Origin of the sequence: Nesterenkonia sedimenti (assembly GCF_012641515.1) — a bacterium.
Taxonomy (GTDB): Bacteria; Actinomycetota; Actinomycetes; order Actinomycetales; family Micrococcaceae; genus Nesterenkonia; species Nesterenkonia sedimenti.
On sequence record NZ_JABAHY010000003.1, the window covers coordinates 1 to 21,904 of the forward strand.

A 21,904-nucleotide genomic window follows, 5' to 3' on the forward strand; every position below is an offset into this window, starting at 1 on the left:
GATCAGGCTGGGCAGGCAGGCCGTGACACGCCCGGGCTATACACACATTTCTGCCTATAACCGTCCATCGCCGAGGTCAGTAGGCAAAGAAAAACCCCCGACCTCATGGTCAGGGGTTTTTCCTCTTCGTTGCGGGGGCAAGATTTGAACTTGCGACCTCCGGGTTATGAGCCCGGCGAGCTACCGAACTGCTCCACCCCGCGTTGGGATTCCCGTTTCCGGGACTTATCTATCTTACATGCTGGTTAACGCTGCGCAAAATCGAGCCGGATGGGGCCGATTCCGCTGCCTCTCAGTCGGCGTCGTTGAGGCTGTAGCCCTCACGCGCGAGCTCAAAACTGGCTCCGGTTCGGGTGGACCAGCACTCGATGCCGGACTCATCCGAGGTGCAGGCGAAATCGCCATTGGTGCCGGCATTGCCGTACTGGAGGCTCGCCCCCTGGGAGGAGATAGTGGTTCCGCAGTCGACCTCGGCATCGCCGTCGTCGGTGACCCGCAGGGTCACGTCACTGTCTCCACAGCCGGAGGGCGAGGAGAAGTCGAAATCGTTGATCGTGCAGACCACTGAATCGTCCTCGAGCTCACAGTGAATGTTCTGGCTCGGGGCGGAGAACCCGGAGAGGTTGCTAGCTCCATCAGGGGCCGGGCGCTCCTCTTCCTCATCCTCGTAGTCGAACTCCCAGCGGGTCTCTGCGTCATCCGGGAAGGTGTAGCCCTCCTCGGGGGATGCGGTGATGACCAGACCCTCTTCGGTGACCTCTACCTCAGGTCCGGATTCGCTGTACTCGACACCCTCGACATCGGGGATCTCGACCAGGTTCTCATCCGGATCATGGGTCGGCTCCTCGGGAGTGACCTCCTCATCCTGCTGCTCGTATTCGTAGTCCCACTGGCTCTGCACACCCTCGGGGAACTCGTAGCCCTCCTCGGGTTCTGCGGAGATGGTCAGGCCGTTCTCGGGGATTTCGACGACGCCGGGGCCCTCGCTGTAGCTGACACCTTCGACCTCGGGCACGCTGACCGCATTCGCCTCAGGGTCATGTTGTGGGGCCTCAGGCTCAACGCTGGTGAGTTCCTCGGCAGGATCTTCCTCCTCCCCGGCCTCTTCCTCTTCGACCTTGGCCTGATCCCCCTGACCCTCTTCCTCGTCATCGAAGGGGTTGCCGAAGAAGATGAAGTACAGGGCGGCACCGGTGGCCAGAAGCAGAAGCAGCAGAACGATCAGCAGCGCCCAGAGACCACCGCGTTTCTTCTCCTCTTCCTCCTCCTCTTCGAGATGAGGTTCCTGCCAGGGAGCATGGGGCCGGTAACCGGCATTGGGGTCGTACTGTCCGGGGTGCCCATAGGCGGGGGCAGCCATTCCGGGCGCATAGGCGTACTGGTCGTAGTGGTCCGGCTCCGGCTCGGGTTCCGGTTCCGGCTCCGCATAGGGCTGCCGGCCACCGACGGCACCGAATTCCTCAGTGGGTTCCGGGGTGCCCGCAGCGGCCGGCATCACTGTGGTGGACTCAGCGTCAGCTGCGGCGGTAGGCGGCTGGTCCGCATTCCGCCGGGCCAGTGCCGCATCCACCTCGGGGTCGCCGAGGGATCCCAGCCACTCCAGCAGACCTGGGTAGGCCGCGGGGTTCTCAGCGATCTGCGGCCGGACCTCTGGGTTGGAGGTAGCCAGAGCATGCAGTTCGGCAGGGCTGGTGTTGGAATCAGCAGCCTTCAGCGCCTCGGTTGAGGGTTCGGGCTGAGATTCCAATTCCTGGGGAGCAATAGCCTGGGTGGCATCGGGGTCCGTGGCATCCGGTTCCGGTCCGGTGGCCATGGCCTGAGTCGGCTGCTCACTGAGCGGCTGGTTCCGACGTGCCAGGGCGGCATCCACCTGGGGATCGCCCAGCCCGCCCAGCCACTGCAGGAGACCCTCATAGGCATTGGGGTGCTCTGCAATGGCAGGGCGAAGCTCCGGGTGATTGGCAGCCAGCTGGTGCAGTTCCGCCGCTGTGGTGCTTGGGTCTGCAGCCCGATCTGCCGGATCCCCCTGTGGCCAGTTGCTCATGACTTCCTACTGTCTCCGTTCAGTTGTTGAGCTGATCCTCGAGGGTGAAGAGCTCGTCGAGTTTCTCCTCAAGCTCCATTTCCAGCTGCAGGTATTCGGAGCGTTCACCCTCGCCGAAGGCGTCATTGCGCTGCTGCCAGAGATCAGCAGCTTCCTGTCGCAGCTGGTCAAGCTGCTCCTGGTCGCCCTCGACAGTCGGAGTGTCCTCGTCCTCATCGTCCTCAGTGGTGGCTTCCTCAGTCTCTTCCGGAGTGGGGCTCGGAGATGCTTCCTCCTCGTCCTCCTCCGGCGGTGCCTCAGGATCCTCGACACCACCCTCGACGACCTCGTCCTCGACTGCCTCGGCGTCCACACCGGCACCTTCAGCAGCCTCGGCTCCGGCATCACCGCCGAAGAGGTCGTCCAGAGCCTCCTGCAGGGTGTCGCCGTAGCCGACATTCTCACCGAAGGCCACCAGCACCATACGCAGTGCGGGGTAGGCGGCTTCGGTTCCGGCCGACTGGACGTAGACCGGCTGAACATTCAGGATGCCGCCGCCGGCTGGGATGGAGATCATATTGCCGTTGATCACCGTGGAGCCGGCCTGGTCCAGAATGTTCAGCTGGTGGGCGACCGTGGTGTGCGAATCGAAGTTCGCCTGGGTCTGTCCCGGACCGGGGATGGCTGTCTGACGCGGCAGCTCCAGGAGCCGGAGCCGGCCGTAGTCCTCGGCTTTGACCCCGTCCTCGCCGGTTCCGGCATCACCGGATGCGGCCAGGAATCCGTAGAGCACGTTGCGCTGCTGACCATCAGCAGTGGTGGCCGGGATGAAGGTAGAGGTCAGCTGGAAGCTGGACTCATCCTGCTGCGGCATCTGCAGGGTCATGTAGTACGGGGGCTGGTAGATGTCGTCGTCGGTGGTGGGGTCATCCGGAACCGACCACGCGTCATTGCCCTCATAGAAAGTACCGGGATCATCCACGTGGTACTCGGTGAGCAGCTCACGCTGAACGCGGAACATATCCTCCGGGTAGCGGACGTGGTCCAGCAGCTCGGCACTCATATCCTCATAGGAGTTCAAGGAGCTGGGGAACACGGTCTGCCAGGCCTGAAGGATCGGATCCTCATCATCCCAGGCGTAGAGCTCCACAGAACCGTCATAGGCATCAACTGTGGCCTTGACCGAGTTGCGGATGTAGTTGACCTGACCGGTCAGCTGGGGCCCGCCCTGGGTCAGGGCGTCCTGGGTTGCGGACTCCAGCTGCTGCTCAGTGGAGTAGGGGAAGTCGCTGGAGGTGGTGTAGCCCTCCACAATCCACTTCACCCGGTCACCGACGATGGCGGGGTAGACGTTCTGGTCGACCTCCAGGTAGGGGGCGACCTTCTCCACGCGTTCCCGCGGGTGCCGGTCGTAGAGGATCTGAGATTCCTCGTTCATATCTCCGGAGAGCAGGATCTCCGGGGACTGGAAGTTCAGTGCGTAGATCAGCCGGTTGAAGGTATTGCCCACTGAGGGTCCACCGTCACCGGTGAAGGTGTACTGGGTGTCCTCGCCCTCATCGGCTTCACCTTCAGCGCCTTCGCCGTCCTCGTCCTCGGTCATCTGGGTGGCTGGGCGGTCCAGCTCCATCGGGGATTCACCCTCAGGCGCGCCCACAATGGAGTACTGCGGGGAGAACTCACCGAAGTAGATACGGGGTTCGTAGTCCTCGTCGCTGGCCAGTTCACCGGTGGTGGGGATGCCCTGGAGGCTGAAGTCCGGGCGGCCCTCGGGGGTGACGGTATTGGCGTTGGCGGCGACCAGTCCGTAGCCGTGGGTGTAGATGAGGTGCTGGTTGACCCAGGAGTCGGAGTCAGTGGTGACCTCACGGGCGGTGACCACAGTGTCGACAGTTTCGCCGTCGATCTCGTAGCGGTCGAAGCTCAGCGTGTCCGGGAAGGTGTAGTAGGGCCGGAACTGCTGGAACTGGCGGTAGGCATTGGAGACCAGATTGGGGTCGAGCAGACGGATGTTCTCGATATTGGCCTCATCGCCCTCAAGAGCACCGGCCTCGGGGGTTGTGGCGGCGTCGTAGTTCTGCTTCTCCAGCTCATCGAGACCGTAGGCGAAGCGGGTCAGCTCCATATTGCGCTCGATGTAGTCCCGTTCCAGGGTCTGCTCGGTGGGCGAGACCCGGTACTCCTGAACCAGGAAGGGCACGACGCCGGAACCGATGATCGCTGCCACGATCAGCATGGCAGTACCGATGATCGAGAAGCGCCAGCGGGCGGTGATCGCGGTGATGATGAAGACCGCGGCGACCAGAGCGGCCGAGATTGCCAGAATTGCCTGGGCGGGGACCACGGCATTGATATCTGTGAACATTGCACCGGCCCAGTTGCCGCCCTGGTCCTGCAGGGTGCCATAGCGAGCCAGCCACCAGTTCACACCCTGCAGCAGCAGGAACAGTGCGGCGGTGACGGCCACATGCCAACGGGCACCGGTCTCGACGATGAACTTGCCGTTCTGCTCAATCCGGATGGAGCCGAAGAGGTAGTGACAGAGCACACCGGCGATACCGGCGACCAGCACTGCCGAGATCAGGAAGCCGACCAGGAAGTTCAGGAACGGCATGGTGAAGACATAGAAGGCAAAGTCCAGGCCGAATTCGGGATCGGTCTGCCCGAAGGGCTCCTGGTTGAAGAACAGCAGCACTGTCTCCCAGTTGGCCTGGGCGGCGGTGCCGGCGAAGAGACCCATCAGGACCGGCAGTCCCCAGATCAGCAGCCGGCGCATGGAGGTCAGCGTGGACTGGTAGCGGCCCACAGAATCGCTGACCTGGCCCTCGAGGTCCTGCTGCCGGGAGCGGAATGCGTAGAAGAGGCTCAGCCAGACCAGCAGACCCATCACCAGGAAGGATGCTGCGAAGATTCCGCCGCGGGCCATCCACTCGGTCCAGAAGACCTCGGAGTAGCCCAGGTGGGAGTACCACATGACCTCGGCGTAGAAGCCGGAGAAGGCGATGAAGGCACCCAGCAGGGCGGCGATGATGATGATCGTGATGATCAGTGCTGATGGCCGCCGGGAGCGACCTCCGGTCTCCTGGCGCTCGGTGGGGCCGTCCCCGCCGTCGCCGGACCCGGAGGATCCACCTCTACCCCCCGGTCCCGATCCGAAGATGCCTCCGGAAAACGGGTTCGAATTGCCGAATCCCTGAGAGAAACTCAACGTCTGTCCTCGTCTCTGGTCATGCTCATATCAGTGCAAGTGTTTGTTCTGCCTCAGCGCCCACATGGTTCGACGCTGTCCAAGTATTCAGTATCACCGTCTCTGACGGCCTCGATGACGGCGACAGCCTCGTCGACGTCATCTACCCCGTAGACCGCGAGGTCGCCGGGAATCCTGCCCTCCAGCTCATCACAGTTCACGCGTGGTACCAAGAAATGGTCTGCGCCTGCCTCATTGGCGCCCACTGCTTTCTGTGCTGGGCCGCCGATGATCCCCACTGTCCCGTCGGGGTCCACCGTGCCGGTGCCGGCCCAATGTTCTCCGCCGGTCAGTGATTCCTCGGTCATCGTGTCGATGAGTCCCAGGGTGAACATGAGTCCGGCTGAGGGTCCGCCGACGTCCTCGAGCCGGAAATCAACGTCCACGGGGAAGTTGAGCCGGCTGTCGGCACCGATACCTACGTAGTATTCGCCGTCGGCTTCTTGGAACGTGGGGACCTCAATATTGAGTTCCTCCTCGTCACGGACCACCGTCAATTCTATCGGTTCGCCTTCTGCCTCGTTAACTGCCTGCCGGAGGCCTTCGATCCCGGAGATCGGCTCCCCTGCCGCTGCAGTGATCTCATCACCGAGCTGGAGCTTCTCCTCCACGCCTTCTTCCACCCCGCGTTCGGTGAAGCCGACGACGACGAGTTGGGCGTCAAAGTCCACCTCCAGGTGCTCCAGGGCGGCCGCAACAGATATCTGCTGCGAGGAGGCCATAGTGCTGGTGTTACGCTCGGCGACCTCCTCGGAGGTGGTGCCGGGCGAGTAGACATAGGGTTCGGGGACGACATCCTGGCTGGGTGCCAGCCAGCCCCCGATGACCCTGGCGACCCGGACATCGGTCACCGGCCCCCCGGAGACATAGGCAGTGGTCAGCGCCAGGGTGCCTTCAGTGGCATAGGTATCTGCACCCTGGACGGTGATCACCGGCATCCCTTCGACCTCTCCGATGGTGTCGAAGATCGGGCCGGGGGATTCGATCACATGCGCACCGGGCAGGAACAGCGCGGTAACTCCCAGGGCCACTGCCCCGATACCGGAGGCCGCCTGAACGGTTGTGCGCAGGGTCAAGAGTTCTGCCCGCCTGTGGGTCCGTCACTGCCGGGGCCCTCATAGCCGCCGTCGAGGAGTTTCTTGAGTTCCTCGTCGATATTGGCCGCCTCCTGCTGCCGCTCTTCACGGCGGCGGTGGAAGCCCTGGGGGTCGTCGAGGTCAGCCTCATCGGGCTGGACATCGGGATGGGACCAGACCTCATCGCGGCCGGCGGCACCATCGGTCTCGCGCAGATGTGCCCAGAGTGCGGCGGCATCGCGCAGCCGGCGGGGCCGCAGCTCGAGGCCGACAAGTGCGGCGAAGGTGGCCTCTGCCGGCCCACCGCTGGCCCGACGGCGGTTCATAGTCTCGCGCAGCTTCTCCAGGGAGGGCAGGTGGGATCCGGCCTGGGCGACGACGTCGTCCACCCAGCCTTCCACCAGCGCCAGGGTCGTTTCGATCCGGCGCAGTGCTGCCTCCTGCATCGGCGTGCGGTCGGTCTGGAAGAGACCGTCGCCGAAGAGGTCCTCCATCTCCTGGGGATTGGAGGGGTCGATCTGGCTTGCGGCCTCTTCGATCCGTTCCATATTGATGTGGATTCCGGCGGCATACTGGGCCACGGCGTTGAAGAGATCATCCTGCAGCCAGGGGGCGCGGATGAACAGCCGCATCCGGGCGGCCTCACGCAGGGCGAGGTAGAGCAGGATCTCCTCGTCCTCGACCTGCAGGCCCTCACCGAAGGCTTTGATATTCGCCGGGATCAGGGCCATAGTGTCCCCGGCCAGGGGCAGGCCGATATCGGAGGCCGAATGCACCTCGGCTGCCAGCTGTCCGATGGCCTGGCCGATCTGGGTGCCGAAGGCCATCGAGCCCATCCGCTCCATCATGGAGGCCATCTGCCCGGCTGCATCCGGCGGCAGCATGCCTTTGAGCTCCTCGGGGATATGTGCGCCGTCGCCGTCCTCGAGCTGCTGGCGGACCACCTGGGCCATGGCCCGGCCCACGGATTCGGCCACCGGGGTGGTCAGCCGCTTCCAGGATTCGAAGGTCTGCTCAATCCACTGCCGGCGGCTGTAGCCCTGACCGATCGCGCCCACTGCCTCGAAGCTGGTGGCGTCATTAAGCCACATCTCGGCCAGCCGGAGGGCGTCGTCGATCTGTTTGGACTCCGCCGGGGTCACCGATGCGTCATCGGAGCCGATGGCGGAGACGGCGGCGTTCTTGGCCAGATCCCAGTTGATGGTTTCCTCGCCATCCTGGTTCTGCATGGCGGAGAACATCGCCTGTACCTGGCCCATGATCTGCTGCATCATGGCCGGATCGGCGCCGAATGCGCCCAGCTGGCTGGGATCGAATTGGCTCGGGTCGAAACCGGGTGGGAAGCCGGGGAAACCACCGGCCTGGCCCTGGTCGCCTGAGGACCCGGCCCCGGGGTTGCCGGTGAAGCCCATAGAGGGGCCTCGGTTTGTGGAACCCTGGTTATCGGCGTCGTCGTTCTTATCGTCTTCACCGCCAGGCTCAGATTTCTCACCGAAGGCTTCGCCGAAGAGTTTGCGCAGGAACTCCTCTTCATTGCCTCCGCGGTCTTCGCCGGAGTGACCGTCGGACTTATCCGTCATGGCTGGTGGCTCCCTAGGAAGTAGACGTCTGACCAAGCGTGAAGCCCAGAGTATCCCTGCTACCTGGGGTTTGTCCGGTTCGTTCGCCCCAGGATGACAGATCAGTGATCCGATGGCGTTCCGTCCTACCGGTGCTGGGTCAGGCAGGGGCAGTCCGGATGCTGCCGGGTCTGGAACTGCATAAGCTCTCCGGCCTCTGCCTGCAGCAGCCATCCGCTGGTTTCCATATCTGCGCTATGACGGCCGTCGATCAGCACCAGGACCTGCCAGACGGCGAGCGCGGCCGCAGCTGGGATCACCGGTAGGACCGGGGAATCTGTCCCGGGGCTGGGCGGTTCAGGACTGGACGGTACGGTGCTCGACTGCCGATGCCTGAGCAGACACCCCAGGCAGGGCCCCGAGGGAAGGTTCAGCAGAGGGCCGATCCGTATCTCGACGCCGGTGGGCCTCCGGGGCTGTGCAGCACCGGCAGGATGGGGCAGTCGTATCTCAGGGCCTCGGGATGCTGGCCCAGGGCATCCAGTGCCGCAGTTGATACGCAGAGCACCCGAAGGTCTACTCCACTGGTGATCGCCCCCTCGGGTGCCTCGGCCAATACGCTGGTTCCGCCGGGGTCCTCCAGCAGGGAAAGGGCAGCCTCCGCCCGTGGTCGGCCTTCATCGAGACTGCGGTAGCTGTTCTCAGCACCGGTGACAGGTGATTCATCGCAGAGCAGCACTGTGCCTATTCCAGCGCTGATGAGGTGTCTGGCCAGGGTGAAGCCCAGTTCCTCGAGCCCTTCGACCAGGACTGTGCTGAGCCGCCGTCGGGCCTCTGTCACTGCTGCACCCATATGGTTATTATTCCGGCCTCACCGCCCCGCCAGCTGAGTTATCCACAGCCTGGCCCGGAGTATCCGCGGGTCTCGGCAGGCGCAGGTAGTCTCTGCTGTCATGAGCAGGCAGGGAATCGTGGAGTACCCCATGACCGTGGACGGTCAGGAGGTTCGGGTTATCCGATCGGCTAAGCGGCGGCGCACGGTCAGCGCCGCCCTCAATGGTGGGGTGCTGCAGCTGCGGGTGCCGATGCGCACCTCCCGGGTGGAGGTCGAGGATCATGCCCGGGAGTTCATGAAGCGCTTTGCCGCACGTCAGCCCCAGGCTGCCAAGAGTGACGAGGCCCTGCACTCCCGTGCTGAGGAGCTGATCGCGAAGTACTTCCCTGATCTGCCGATCAGCCCGAGGTCGGTGACATGGTCGACCCGGCAGCAGAAGCGATGGGGTTCGACGACGACCACCGAGGGCACTATCCGGCTCTCAGCCCGGCTGCGGGGGATGCCGGAGTGGGTGGTGGATGCGGTGCTGATCCATGAGTTGGCGCATCTGGTGGAATCCGGTCACGGCCCGAGGTTCCAGGAGCTGGTCAACCGCTACCCCCGCACCCAGGAGGCCGATGGTTTCCTCGCCGGAGTGCAGTGGGCCAGCACCTGACCTGGGCCCGATACTTGCCTGCGCCCTCCGGGGCCCCTGCCGCTAGGTCTTCAGGTATTCGGTCAGTGCCTCTTTCAGCGGGGCACCGTGCTGTTCGAGCTTCTTGGTGCCGATCCCCGGGATCTTCAGCAGATCCTCATCAGTTGTGGGCTTATGCTCGGCGACCAGTTCCAGGGTGGAGTCGGCGAAGACCATAAAGGCCTTCAACTGCAGCCGCTTGGCGTAGTCCAGCCGCCAGGCCCGCAGATGCTCGAAGAGCTGCTCATCGTAGCGGGGCGGGCAGGTCTCACAGCGGCGGCGTTTGATCTGGGTGGCCACGGTCAGCACCTCCCCGCAACCGGCACAGGTCACCGGGCCTTTCCGGGTGGCCGCATTGGGGCTGGGCTTTCCGCCGCCGGGGGCGATCTTCACGGCGGCGGGCTCCAGACCGAGGCTGCGGCGCAGCGGAATCAGAAACCGAGAGGCCTTGCGCCGACCCCGTCCCCCGGCATGCCGGGCTGAAGCGTGGGAGAGGTAGAGGTGTTTACGAGCTCGGGTGATGCCGACATAGAGCAGCCGGCGCTCCTCATCGATCTCCCGCTGGGTCTGCGCAAAGGTGATCGGCATCAGCCCCTCGCAGAGTCCCGCTAAGAAGACCGCATCCCATTCCAGGCCCTTGGCGGAGTGCAGGGAGGCCAGGGTCACCCCCTCCACGGTGGGGGCGTGCTGGGCGGCGGAGCGTTCATCCAGCTCCGCGAGGAACTCCCGCAGGGTGAACTCTTCCCGTTCGGCAGCCAGCTGATCAGCGAGGGCGACGACGGCGGCCAGAGACTCCCAGCGTTCCCGGACCGCACCGGTGGAGGTCGGCGCTTTGGCCGACCAGCCGATGGAGGAGAGCACTCCCCGCACGGCCTCGGGCACTGTTTCTTCCGGCTCGCCTCCGGCCTCGGGCTGCTGGACCAGGGAGGAGGTGCGCAGGGCGGCCATTGCCTCGCGGATCTCGCGGCGGGAGAAGAACCGTTCCGAGCCGCGCAGCTGGTAGGAGATCCCTGCACTTGCCAGGGCCTGCTCGAAGGCCTGGGACTGCCCATTGGTGCGGTAGAGCACCGCGATCTGGCTCAGCGCCGCCCCCTGCTCCTGAAGGGACGAGACCTGTTCGGCCACCCAGGCGGCCTCGGCGTCGTCGTCGGGGTGTTCGGTCAGCACTGGGGTGGGACCGGCCTCGCGCTGGGAGATCAGCTGCAGCGGGGTCGGCCAGGGGGCCTCATTCCCGCCGAGACCGGGTTTGCGGTCGGCCAGCAGGGTATTGGCCAGGGAGACCACCTGTGGGGTGGAGCGGTAGTCCCGGATAAGTTTGACCACCTCAGCCTGGGGGTAGCTGCGCCGGAACTGCATGAGGTAGTCGGGGCTGGCCCCGGTGAAGGAGTAGATGGTCTGGGCGGCATCGCCGACCACGCAGAGCTCCTCACGTCCGCCCAGCCAGTTGTCCAGCAGACGCTGCTGCAGCGGGGAGACGTCCTGGTACTCATCGACGACGAAATGCCGGTACTGCTGTCTGATCTGGGCGGCGACCCGTTCATCGTTCTCCAGCATGCCGGCGGTGAACAGCAGCACATCCTCGAAGTCCATCAGATGCTGGTCAGATTTGAGGTCCTCATAGGCCTGGTAGAGCCGGGCGAAGCTCTGGTGATCCACCCCTGCCGGGGCCTCCCGTCCGGTGGCGGCTTCCACATAACCTTCCGGGGTCAGGGTGGAGACCTTGGCCCATTCCACCTCGGAGGCGAAGTCGCGCAGGCTGGCCCGGTCGGTGGTGATCCGCAGGCGTTTGGCGGCCTCGGCCAGCAGCCGGACCTTATGGTCGAGGATCTGCGGCATCGTCCCGCCCACGGCCACCGGCCAGAAGTACTGCAGCTGGCGCAGGGCCGCGGCATGGAAGGTCCTGGCCTGCACGCCCGGGGCACCCAGGGAAGCCAGCCGCGAGCGCATCTCGGCTGCGGCCCTTGCGGTGAAGGTCACAGCCAGCACCCGGTGGGGGTCATAGACTCCGCTGCGCACCCCGTAGGCGATCCGGCGGGTGATGGCCCGGGTCTTGCCGGTGCCGGCCCCGGCGAGGATGCACAGTGGGCCGGTCAGTGTGGCAGCGGCAGTGCGCTGTTCCTCATCGAGGCCTTCCAATACGGCTTCGGGGGCATCCTGGGCAACGGTCATAGCTCTACGGTACCGGGGTCGCTGACCGGCTCGGACCAGATATCCACAGGCAGGGGCCCCCAGATATTGGCCCTGTGACCGTGTTTTGACAGGGAAGGAGGCCTCAAGCGGCATAGGCTGGCATGCGTGCGATGGACTTCGATGGAACTGGCGGCTCTGGCTACCCGTGCTGTGCCCGGCCTCTCCCCCACGGGTGTGGCCGATGCCCCCGATGACGCCCGGGACTTCATGTCCGCTGTGGTCGTCGACGGCGGCGGCAACCGCTGGCGTGTCCGCGGGCCTCAGCATGCCCAGGCTGCTCTGCGCCTGGAGACCGAAGTTCAGGTGCTGCGCGGGTTCTCCACTGCCATCCGCGCCGAGCTGCCCTTCCGCGTTCCCTCCGTTGCCGGGGCGACCCGGGTCGGGGAGATGCGGATCTTCGTCTATAACCACCTCCCCGGCGCCCCGGAGGAACTGGCGGCGCTGACCGGTTCGGCCGCCGAGCTGGTCGAGGATCTGGGCCGGACTGTGGCTGCCGTGCATGACCTCTCGGAGTCGGTGGTCGATCACGCCGAGCTGCCCCGGTACTCAGCCGAGCAGCTGCGTCAGCGTCGGCTCAATGAGCTAGATGCCGCAGCCGCCACCGGTAAGGTCCCGCCGCTGCTGCTGCGCCGCTGGGAGCATGCCATGGAGGAGAAGGAACTCTGGGAGTTCTCCCCCACTGTGGTCCATGGGGATATGCATGAGGACAATCTGCTCATCGAGGGCCCCCGTGTGGTGGCCGTGACCGGGTGGACGGATCTGCATATCGGGGATCCCGCCGATGATCTGGCCTGGTTGATCGCCTCCCCGAGCCAGCAGTTCGCCGATGCGGTGATGGGTGCCTACCGGCGCAACCTCAAAGGTGAGGCCGATGAACATATTCTGCGCCGGGCCGGCCTGAGCGCGGAGTTCGCCCTAGCCCGCTGGCTGGTCCGCGGTCAGACCGGAGAGAACCAGCAGATGGTTGAGGAGGCCCTGGGTCTGCTCAACCAGTTGGCCAATGACATTCAGACCTATGGCGGCCGTCCGATCGCGCTGACCCCGATGGAGGGTGAGGAACCGCGCGGACCCGCTGACACCCAGGACTCCAAACCGGTGATGCGTGCCGGGGCTGCAGCCACTATCGCCGGTGGTTGGGAAGACGATGACGACGACGAACCGGCAGTGATCATCGACGACGGCACCGATACCACTGGTGAGGTGAACCCCGGTGCTGATGCTGAGGAAATCTCGGCCACCGGTGATACCTCCGAACAGCCCACCGGCGCTATCCCCTCCCCCGGTGCTGGCGATGATGAGCCCACCGGTGCCGTGACTCCTATCCGGCCCCGGCCTCAGGCTTCGCCACAGCCCAGCGCACCGGCTGAGGATCCGCCCACCGACCAGCTGCCGGCCTATGTGGACGATGTCCAGGAGTTCGAGGAGGATCCGATCTCCTCCTCACTGCCGATTCGTCCCGATGCGCGCAGTGAACAGAGGGCCAAGCAGAAGAATTACTTCCCGGCCTCGGCCGCCTCGGCTGCCAGTGGACGTTCGGCGGGATCGGCAGCATCTGCCAGCTCCGCTGCCTCCACGGGGTCAGCTGGTTCCGCGGGCTCGGCGAACAGCACCGGCTCGGCGGCCTCAGCCCCCTCTGCTGCCAGTGCCGAAGAGTCCGAATCGGAGAAACCGCAGGGTGAGGCCTCCGCGGAGAAGGAGTCCTCGACATCGGAGGGTTCAATCTATGAGCGCCACCCCGGCCTGCGCCCGCCGGGCAGCTGATCCGGCTGATCGATCCGGCCCCGTGGATTATGGGGTCACGGCCGTCACATCTGAATTGGGAATGATTGCCGGTTTCCTGAGGTTGGGCGTTCAGTGAGCGAGAAGACCCCCACCTCCCAGCCGGTCCCCTTGGTGACCAACAGCGGCCCCCACCTGACACGCCGTCAGGTGGCCCTGGCCATTCTGGCCCTGGCCACCGGTGGTTTCGCCATCGGGGTCACAGAGTTCGCGATTATGGGACTGCAGCGCGAGATCGTGGCCGATCTCGGGGTCTCCCTGGGCCAGGGCGGCATGCTGGTGACCGCCTATGCCCTCGGTGTGGTGGTCGGGGCCCCGATCCTCTCCCTGGGTGGGGCCAAACGGGAGCGCCGCGGTTATGCTCTGCTGCTGCTGGTGCTCTTCATCGCCGCCCACCTGTTCAGTTTCCTGGCCCCGAATTTCGAGACCCTGGTCGTCTCCCGTTTCCTCTCCGGGCTGCCCCATGGGGCTTTCTTCGCCACGGCCGCGCTGATGGCTGCTCAGATGGCCGGACCGGCCAAACGCGGCCGGGCTATTGCCGTGGTGCTCTCGGGTCTGGCCATCGCCAATCTCACCGGTGTGCCGGCGGTGACCTGGGTGGGTCAGGCCTTCGGCTGGCGGTGGATGTTCGCTGTGGTCGCCATCCTGGGTGCGATGACCATGCTGGCCCTGTTGATCTATGCCCCACGGATCCACCCGCCCCAGGGCGCCTCGGTCCGCGGGGAACTGCGTGCCCTGGCTAATCAGCGGCTCTGGGTCGGCATCGGACTGGCGATCATCGGATTCTCCGGAATGTTCGCCATCTACACCTATCTGACACATGTGGCGGTGGAGGTCACCGGTTTCAGTGACAGCTTCCTGCCCTGGGTGGTGCTGATCTTCGGCTCCGGAATGGTCACCGGCACATTCCTGGGCGGCTATTTCTCAGATAAGTCTGTCTTGGGCACAGTGCTGGTGGCGATGAGCCTGGTGGCACTGTTCATGACGCTCTTCGGCCTCTTGGCCCATATTCCCTGGCTGATGCTTCTGCTGCTGTTCCTGGTGGGCTGCTCGGCCTCCACCCTGGGCCCTTCGATGCAGACTCATCTGATCGACACCGCCCCGAAGGCCCCGCAGCTTGCGGCAAGTTTCCACCATTCGGCCTTCAACGCTGCCAATGCCCTGGGTGCGGTCGCCGGTGCCCTGGTGATCGCCGATCGTGAGGGAGACTGGCTGCGCGCCCCCGCCTATGTGGGCGCGGCCGCAGCGGTGATCGGTGTGCTGATCACCCTCTACGCCATCATGCTGACCAAACGGGCCGGCCAGAAGGTCTGACTCCGCGGATGAGTTCCTGCAGCTCTTCGGCGCTCTGCAGGCGCTGGGGAGTCAGTGTCCGACCGGCGTCGAGATAGACGAAGTGGGCGTTGATCTGCTCCGCCGGGACCCCGTAGATCCTGCTGAAGGCCAGCCGGTAGATGGCCAGCTGCAGCTGTTTGGCCTCGAGGTCCGCCCCGGTGGGCACTGATCCAGTCTTCCAGTCGACCAGATCCCAGCTGCACTGGGCCATCTTCGCGTTCCGCTCGAGCTTGGGCAGCTGCTCCCAGCGTTCGAAATCCCCGGTGCCCAGCTGCCTGCCCTGAGGGTCTGAGCCGAACACGGCATCGATCCGGCCCCGGAGCATCACGCCCTCCACAGAGGTCTCCACCGGGATCTCCATGGCGAAGACCTGCCGCTGAGCCCAGGGGGTGGACCGGAAGTTCTCCTTGACCGTGGCGAGGTCGAAGAGCTGCTCGAGGTCCTTCTCGGTAGAGACGGCGTCGTCGATCTCTGGGAAAGGTGCCACGGCGTCGAACTGCTGCTCCACCCAGGCGTGGACCACGGTTCCGCGCCGGGCCTGGCGGTGCGGGCGCTGTGGGACGGGCCTGCGGACCTGCTCGAGCACTGGCTGGGGGTCCTGGGCCAGGGCCACCACTGTGGAGGCGCTCATCTGGGCTGGAAGCTCGGTGCCTCCCCGGTCGCGCCGGGCCAGCTGGTGGCGGCGGATCACGGCCTGGGCCTGGGCAAGCCAGCCTCGCCGGGGTGATTCCTGTTGGGCCTCAGAATCGACGACGACGTTCTCGGCTGCCGCCTCCCGCACTGCCTGTGCGGCGGCGGTCATCGCCGGTCGGCGGGTGGGCAGCTGCTGGGGCTGTTCATCGGCCACCGGGTGGTATTCGTCCACACTGGTGGGATCCTCGGTATCAGCCCGTTCCAGGCGCACTCGTCTCATAGGCACCGCGGCCAGGGGGTCATAGGGCCATTGGGCTTCGGTGAGCAGCCCGGCCTCGGGGTTCTCCGGCTGATCCTCGGGGTCGAATTCGTACCAGTTCAGCTCGGTGAAGCTCTCCGGCTGGTTGGTCTCCTGGGCGGCCTGCCTGATGTCGCTGAGGAATTCGCTGGCCTCCTTGCCCCCGGATGCACCGTAGAAACTGGCTCCTGTGCAGATGAGCCGGCTGCGTGCCCGGGTGAGGGCGACATAGGCCAGGCGGCGCTGTTCCTGGCGGCTGAAGGCATAGCAGTCCTCGCTGAAGACCCGTCCGCCGGTGTTCTCATAGGCTTTGGTGGAATTGCGTCCCGAGGAGCAGACCCAGAAGCTGATGCTCTCCTGGTCGGAGTCCCATTGGGGCAGGGCCGCATGGTCACCGCGCAGGGGCCAGGGCAGATTCGCCTGGGCGTTGAGCCAGTTCTGTGCCCGGGCCCGGGCGGCGGGGAAGAGGTCCTCGCGCAGCCCAGCCACCGCCACCACATCCCATTCCAGCCCTTTGGAGGCGTGGACGGTCAGCAGTTGCACTGCCCCGGGGGCCGGTTCCTGGGCGGCCTGTTCCAGACCCCGCTCATTGGCTGCGGCGGCATCGAGCCAGTCGAGGAAACCGGTGAGATCAGTGGGGTCTTCTCCTTCGGCGAAGCTCTGGGCATAGCCGATCAGCGCATCCAGCTGGGCGGTGGGATGAGCAGCGGGCTGGGCGCCTGCTGAGTCTGTGGGGCCTGTGTCCTCAGAAACCGGGCGGGCGGCGACCTCCACATCCAGACCGGTCTCCTGCACCAGGCGGTGGATCAGGGTGCCGAGGTCGAGGCCGATGAGCCGGCGCAGGGTCGCGAAATCTTGTTTCGCCCCCAGCAGGCGCTGGGCTCCCTCGGTGGAGAATCCCAGGCTTTCGGTGAGTCGTTGGGTGTCCTCGGGCAGGGCGGCCAGGGCTTCGGCCAGGGACTGCAGCTCCGCGGTATCGGCCTCTGCGGTGGTCAGCGGCTCCTCGCCGGCGGAGGGGCGGCGCCGGCCGGCCAGGGATGAGGCATAGGCTCCCAGTCGGTGCAGATCCCGTGGGCCGATTCGGTAGCGGGCTCCGGCCAGGATCCGCATCAGGGCATCGGAACGGCCGGGGTCATTGAGCACCCGCAGATAGCTGATGGTCTCTGCCACCTCGGGCACATGCAGCAGTCCCTGCAGGCTCAGCAGTTGGTAGTGCACTCCGGCGGCTCGTAGGCCTTCTGCGATGGCGGCCAGCCGGCCGTGGGTGGGCGCCAGCACCGCACAGGAGGGCTGTTCCTCCGTGGGTTTCGCAGTCCCCTCATCGGTGTTCACCACCTGACGGAGTTGGGCGATGATCGCCTCGGTCTCCTCGGCTTCGGTGTGGAAGAAGCCATAGTGGACCTCACCGGCTGCCACTTTCTCCGGCGGCAGGATGGGCTCGCCCCCGGAGCTCAGCGGCTGCTCGGGGTCTTTATCCGCCTGATCGGGGGTGATCAGGGGCTTCAATTCGCCACGTAGCTTCGCAGTGGAGGCATCCCAGGGGTTATCGGCGTCCCTGCTCAGCGGGGCGACGATGGCGTTGGCGGTGGCCAGGATGCTGCGCCCGTTGCGCCAGGCCACGGTCAGCTGGCGGATGGGGGCCGGCCGGTATCTGGGGGTGGCGTCGTCGTTCTCGGTCCGGGGGAATCGGTGGGGGAAGGAGAAGAGCTGGCCTGCCGAGGCTCCGCGGAATCCGTAGATGGACTGATTGGGGTCGCCGACGGCGGTGACGGCCTTCTCGGTGCCGGCTCCGTAGAGTTGGGCGAAGAGTTCCAGCTGGGCGTAGGAGGTGTCCTGGAATTCGTCGAGCAGCACCAGCCGGTATTTCTCCCGTTCGGCCTCCACAGCCTGGGGTGCCTCCTGGACGATCCGGACGGCATGGCGCAGGAGGTCACCGAAGTCCATCACCCCCAGTTCTGCCTTGGCCTGGTGGTATTTGGTGACCAGTCCGGGCAGGGCCTGCCGGGTCTTCAGCAGATCCAGCAGGGCCTGTTCCTTCTGGCCGAGCTTGGGGGGTTTGGGCTGGTAGTCGGGGTCCTTGGCGAGTTTCTTCTGCTCCTTGGCCTCATGTTCGGCGAATTTGAGGTCCCGGAGGCGCTCGGCGCGTTCGATCTCGGTCTGCAGGAAACCGACGACGTCGGCGGGGTTCCTCAGATGCTCGGCACAGTCACCTGCCAGGGTGAGCACCTGTCCGGGCAGGGAGCTGACAGTTGCCCCGGTCTCCACGAAGGTGTGGCCCTCCTCGAAGCTCTCCACAAGGGGGGCGACGATCTGCCAGGCCTGGGCCTCTCCGATGAGCTGGGTTTCGGGTTCCAGGCCGATATGCATCCCGTATTCGGTGACCAGGGATTGGGCATAGGCGTGGTAGGTGGAGATCACCGGGGCCAGCAGGGCGGCGGGGTCCAGCTGGGCGGTTGCCGGGCCGGTGTCCTCAGACTCGGCTGGCAGCAGGGTTTCGGCGGTGATGAGCCCAGCCCGCAGAAGGTGGGCGAGTTTGCCGGTGACCCGTTCGCGCAGTTCTCCGGCTGCTTTGCGGGTGAAAGTGACCCCGAGGATCTCATCGGGCCGGATGATCGCATTGGCCACGAGGTAGACCACCCGGTCGGCCATAGTGGCGGTTTTGCCGGATCCTGCCCCGGCGATCACCAGGGTGGGTTCCAGGGGCGCTTCGATGACCTTACGCTGTTCGGGGGTGGGCGGTGGGTTCCCGAGGGCCTGGGCGATCTCGGTGGAGCTGTAGCGGGGATGCTGGCCTGCACTCATGGTTGGGTCACCTGCTTGGTGTCGGTGCACAGGGGGCAGAGGGGGCCGATGCGGCAGCCGGCCCGGGAGGTGGAGTCCTGATTGGGCTCATGCCGGGCGGTGAAGCTGGCCGAGGTCATCGTTTCGGTGGCGGCGGTGAGCTGCTTCCGCGGCCAGGCGGCGGGGTCATCCAGGGGCGCGGAGTCCTGCTCGCGCAGGGTGTGGTTCTGGTTTGCGGCCACAAACAGCAGGGCGCTCTGGTGGATGGGGGCCTTGAGCTCCTCGGGCAGTTCGGCCTCGGTGAGCAGCAGTTGGTAAAGGCCCAGCTGGGGGTGGCGGGACATCTCTGCCCCGGGTGTGGCCCGGCGGCCGGTTTTGAGGTCGACGATGTAGAGCTGACCCTCGGGGGTGCGCTCGATCCGGTCGATGGTGCCGCTGATCCGCACCAGCTGCTCATTACTGCCGGTGGGTACCGTCAGCTCTGCCTCGGCGTGCAGCTCGGTGCCCAGCAGCTGCCGAGAGGCGGCCCGGGCGTGGTACTGAGCCAGTTGGCGCAGCATGTCCTGGGCGCGTTCCCATTCGGCATCGGCCTGCCAGCCGGGCTTCAGCCCCAGGGCGTCCCAGCGTTTGGCCAGGGCTTCGGTGAGCACCTCGGGGTCGGATTCCTCGGGGTGTTCCTCGGCCACTGCGTGGATGAGCACGCCCAGGGATCGGGCGAAGTCAGTGGCCTCGGTGCCTCCGGCGGCTGAGGTGAACCAGGCCAGGGGGTTGGTGATGGCCTTCTCCACGGCTGAGGGGTAGATGGAGATCTTCTCCTCAGGGTCGTGGAGTCCGCGGGTATCGGTGAGCTCGGCCAGGCCCCACCACTGCTGGGGGTCGGCTCCTCTGATCCCGGCATCGGCGAGGGCGGCCAGGGCCTGGGCTGCTTCCTGGGCCTCGGGGGACTGCAGCTGGTCCTGGGCGGCACTGGTCTCCAGGAACCGGCGCAGTTCGGCCACCAGCCTGGCGGAGGTTGGGGGTTCGGGTCGCAGTTGGGTCACTGCAGGCCGTTGGTCGGCGGGGGTGACCAGATCCAACAGGAGGCTGGGCTGTTCCTCGGCCGATTCCACGGCCAGGGCGAAGACCCGGTGGCTGGCCCGGGAGGCGGCTGCGGCGAAGAGCCGGTATTCGTCCTGGAGGACGGTGAGGCGTTTGATCAGCGGGTTCTGCTGGCCGGTGCTGCCGTATTCGATGAGGTCCACCAGTTCGGTGGTGCCCAGCAGGGCCCCGCGGGGGCGCAGATTCGGCCAGCGTCCCTCTTGGAGTCCGTAGAGGATGACAGTGTTGAACTCCCGGCCGGCGGCGGTGGTCGGGGTGAGGATCTCCACGGAGTCCTCGGGGGCGGCGGTGGCGGCGAGGCTGTCCATGGGCAGTTCGATCCGCCGCATGTGGTCGACGAAATCGGCGGCGGTGGCCCGGGGGTTCTGGTCGGCGAAGCGTTCGGCTGCCTGGAACAGGGCCAGCACGGAGTCCAAATGTCGGTCCGCCCGTTCGGCTTCCATCCCGCTGCCTTCGGTGGTCTCAGCCCAGCCTGTCGTGACCCGGGCTGCCTCCCAGACCGCCCAGAGCACCTCTTCGGGTCCGGCGGTCTCGGTGGTCTGTTCACCGATGGTCTCCCGGGCTGCCTGCAGCATGCGCGCTGCCCGACCCAGACCGTAGGCGACTCCTGGGTGTTTCTCCACTGTCGTGACCAGTACGGGGTCCTCGGGGTTATGGACAGCGGTGAACAGCAGTTGTTCGGCGCTGCGGGGTGCACGCTGCTGCTCTGCGGCTGCAGCGCGTTCGGCCCGCAGCAGCAGCTGCCGGAGGCTTCGCTGGGTCAGGGGGTCGGTGTCTCCGTAGGGGCCACTGAGCAGGCTCAGCAGCAGCTCCAGGTCCAGTTCTGCCTGCTGTTCCTCGGTGGGCGCTTCCTCGTCGGGGAGGCTGGGCTGGGAGTATCGGGCCAGGATCTCTAGCAGTGGGGTCACTGCCGGTTCCTGGTTGAGGACGAACTCGCTCATCGACTGCCGGACCGGGACCCCACGGGCGCGCAGCTGTCGGGCCAGGCCATGGGCGGTGGAGCCACTTCGGGCGATCACCGCGATCTGGCCGAAGGGCACCCCGTGGCTGTCGTAGCGCTCCAGGATCTCAGCTAGCACTGCCTGTTCGGCGATATGTTCTCCCGCTGCGGTGGCTGCTGCGACAGTGACCTCGTCTTCTCCCCCGGTGGCACCTGTTTCAGTCCCAGCTTCGGCAAGCTCGGCCTCCTCGGCCCTGCGCAGTTGGGCAGGGCCCACTGCCCCGATTCGCTGCACCACTCGGGAGTAGAGCCGGCTGATCTCACCGCGCAGCCGATGGCTGCCCTCCAGGATCTGAATCTGAGGCTGGGCACCGGGCAGACCTGCCTCGGCATCGGGGGACATCAGCGCCTTGGTGGTCCAGTCCCGCAGCTTATCCGGGCGGGCTCCGCGGAAGCCCTGAACGGCGGTATCGGGGTTGGCGAAGGCCAGCACGTCTTTGCCGGCACCGACCAGGCGCAGCAGTCGCAGCACATTGGATCCGGCCTCCTGGAGGTCGTCGATGACCAGCAGTTGCAGCCGTTGCCGTTCGGCTGCGAGGAACTGCTCATCTGCCTCCAGGACCTCACATGCTGCCTGGATGAGCCCAGCTGGATCGAAGGCATCGGCGTATTCGGGGCTGTCCAGCAGCCGCCGGTAGGCTGCGTAGATCTCAGCGGCCACCTGCCATTCCTGCCGGTTGTGTTCGAGGCCGAGGCTGTGCAGCTGCTCAGCGGTGATGCCCTGTTCGCTGCAGCGTTCGATCAGTTCCCGGACCTCTTTGCGGAAACCTTCGGTGGTCGCAGCCTCGGCCAGGGAGCCGGGCCAGGCCTGGTGACCGTGTTCGGCGGCGAACTCCGCCAGGATCTCGCGCAGGATCCGGTCCTGCTCGGCACCGGAGAGCAGCCGGGGTGAGCGGGCGCTGAAGCGTAGGACCCGGCGTCGTCGTGCCTCTCCCAAAAGCCAGAATGCGTAGGCGGCGAATGACCGGGAGGGCTGGTCGCTCAGCGAGGCCTCGGGACCGGTGGCGCTCCATTGGAGCTCGAGGCTGTCGCGGATTCGGGCTGCTGTGGCGCGGGTGGGTGAGAGGATGCTCAGCCGGCGGGCATCATGGCCGGCCTGCAGGAACTTCAGACCCGCGGCGACTGCCTGTTCAGTTTTGCCCGATCCCGGCCGTCCGTAGACCAGGATCGGTCCACTTCCCGGGGGCGGGAACCCTCTACATTGGTTCATCGTTGCTTCGCTTCCCCACCTCTTCGCTTGGCGATGAGCCGGGTCTCCGGCCCACTCATCCTGCCACCTTAGAACTCTATCCGGACACGGCGGGGTTCCGTGGTCCCATCGGGGCTGGGGCGGAGTCGGCACAGCTTCACAGCCGGGGGCGTGCTCGCGTACCGTGG

At 65.9% G+C, this 21,904-nt stretch carries 12 protein-coding genes and 1 tRNA gene; 3 read left to right on the plus strand and 10 right to left on the minus strand.

What is annotated here, in order from left to right:
- Positions 1-129: 129 nt before the first annotated feature.
- From HGQ17_RS04445 to HGQ17_RS04475, 7 genes are all read right to left on the minus strand, one after another.
- Positions 130-203 (minus strand) — tRNA-Met (locus HGQ17_RS04445).
- A gap of 89 nt (positions 204-292) precedes the next feature.
- Positions 293-2,044 (minus strand): variant leucine-rich repeat-containing protein, encoded by a 1,752-nt coding sequence (locus HGQ17_RS04450; RefSeq protein WP_168886775.1) that lies wholly within the window; start codon positions 2,042-2,044, stop codon positions 293-295.
- 19 nt (positions 2,045-2,063) lie between these two features.
- Positions 2,064-5,231 carry a UPF0182 family membrane protein gene (locus HGQ17_RS04455; protein ID WP_168886776.1) on the minus strand — a complete coding sequence of 1,056 codons (3,168 nt, stop codon included), beginning with the start codon at positions 5,229-5,231 and terminating at the stop codon, positions 2,064-2,066.
- 53 nt (positions 5,232-5,284) lie between these two features.
- Entirely contained in the window at positions 5,285-6,346 is a 1,062-nt protein-coding gene (locus tag HGQ17_RS04460) for a YlbL family protein (RefSeq protein WP_168886777.1), read from the minus strand.
- Positions 6,343-7,926 (minus strand): zinc-dependent metalloprotease, encoded by a 1,584-nt coding sequence (locus HGQ17_RS04465; RefSeq protein ID WP_168886778.1) that lies wholly within the window; start codon positions 7,924-7,926, stop codon positions 6,343-6,345. The genes HGQ17_RS04460 and HGQ17_RS04465 overlap by 4 nt, the downstream gene beginning before the upstream one ends.
- Before the next feature lie 125 nt (positions 7,927-8,051).
- Positions 8,052-8,225, minus strand: coding sequence for a hypothetical protein (locus HGQ17_RS04470; protein WP_168886779.1), 174 nt, complete (start codon positions 8,223-8,225; stop codon positions 8,052-8,054).
- 110 nt (positions 8,226-8,335) lie between these two features.
- On the minus strand, positions 8,336-8,758 hold the full coding sequence (locus tag HGQ17_RS04475; RefSeq protein ID WP_168886780.1) for a hypothetical protein: 423 nt from the start codon (positions 8,756-8,758) through the stop codon (positions 8,336-8,338).
- A gap of 100 nt (positions 8,759-8,858) precedes the next feature.
- Here HGQ17_RS04475 and HGQ17_RS04480 point away from each other — a divergent pair, with 100 nt between their 5' ends.
- Complete coding sequence (locus tag HGQ17_RS04480) at positions 8,859-9,395, plus strand: M48 metallopeptidase family protein (RefSeq protein WP_168886781.1); 537 nt, start codon at positions 8,859-8,861, stop codon at positions 9,393-9,395.
- Positions 9,396-9,437: 42 nt separating this feature from the next.
- Here HGQ17_RS04480 and HGQ17_RS04485 read toward each other — a convergent pair whose 3' ends face one another.
- Complete coding sequence (locus HGQ17_RS04485; protein ID WP_168886782.1) at positions 9,438-11,582, minus strand: ATP-dependent DNA helicase UvrD2; 2,145 nt, start codon at positions 11,580-11,582, stop codon at positions 9,438-9,440.
- A 126-nt stretch (positions 11,583-11,708) separates the two neighbouring features.
- Here HGQ17_RS04485 and HGQ17_RS04490 point away from each other — a divergent pair, with 126 nt between their 5' ends.
- A complete protein-coding gene (locus HGQ17_RS04490) occupies positions 11,709-13,364 on the plus strand; it encodes a phosphotransferase (RefSeq protein WP_324615186.1) in 1,656 nt (551 codons plus the stop codon).
- Between the two features lie 93 nt (positions 13,365-13,457).
- Positions 13,458-14,696: an MFS transporter gene (locus HGQ17_RS04495; RefSeq protein ID WP_168886783.1), complete on the plus strand. Its 1,239-nt coding sequence runs from the start codon at positions 13,458-13,460 to the stop codon at positions 14,694-14,696.
- On the opposite strand, the gene HGQ17_RS04500 is transcribed toward HGQ17_RS04495, so the two are convergent.
- Positions 14,662-18,450, minus strand: coding sequence for an ATP-dependent DNA helicase (locus tag HGQ17_RS04500; protein WP_168886784.1), 3,789 nt, complete (start codon positions 18,448-18,450; stop codon positions 14,662-14,664). The genes HGQ17_RS04495 and HGQ17_RS04500 overlap by 35 nt on opposite strands.
- Positions 18,447-21,737, minus strand: coding sequence for a UrvD/REP family ATP-dependent DNA helicase (locus HGQ17_RS04505; protein WP_168886785.1), 3,291 nt, complete (start codon positions 21,735-21,737; stop codon positions 18,447-18,449). The genes HGQ17_RS04500 and HGQ17_RS04505 overlap by 4 nt, the downstream gene beginning before the upstream one ends.
- Positions 21,738-21,904: the final 167 nt, after the last annotated feature.